Annotated in this window: 2 tRNA genes; both read left to right on the top strand. The window is 41.7% G+C overall.

Annotation, left to right across the window (positions count from 1 at the left end):
- The first annotated feature begins 114 nt into the window (after positions 1-114).
- Positions 115-190: transfer RNA gene (locus Q7P33_RS17945), tRNA-Ala, on the top strand.
- 19 nt (positions 191-209) lie between these two features.
- Positions 210-286, top strand: a tRNA-Ile gene (locus Q7P33_RS17940).
- Positions 287-484 lie beyond the last annotated feature (198 nt).

Genomic DNA, 484 nt, shown 5'->3' with positions numbered 1-484 from the left:
TCACCTCCTTTCTAGGGAATACAGGAAGTCATGGTACTATTTTCTTTTGTATGACCATTTGGTTATACAAGACAGAAGCAACGCGCATAAAACAAAATACGTTTTGACAATTGTGGGGGTGTAGCTCAGTTGGGAGAGCACCTGCCTTGCAAGCAGGGGGTCAGGAGTTCAAGTCTCCTCATCTCCACCAATTTTTAAAACAAATAGATGGGCTTGTAGCTCAGGTGGTTAGAGCGCACGCCTGATAAGCGTGAGGTCGGAGGTTCAAGTCCTCCCAAGCCCACCATAAAATCAAAAAGGATCGTATTTTTCGTCAGAATCCTTGAGTAATCAGGGATGAATTCAGCCGAAAAGTGCGTTAGCTTTTACATCAGTCACACGCTAACGCTTAGTGACCTGCCAAATGTTATCACATTTGGGTAAAAGCGTCGATCATTGAAAACAGCATAGTGTATAAATAAAATTTTGAAATACAATTTCTTTA

The organism is Acetobacterium wieringae (assembly GCF_026646375.1).
Lineage (GTDB): Bacteria > Bacillota > Clostridia > Eubacteriales > Eubacteriaceae > Acetobacterium > Acetobacterium wieringae_A.
The sequence above is the reverse complement of the archived record's forward strand: the minus strand, read 5'-3'. Positions and strand labels throughout refer to the sequence as shown.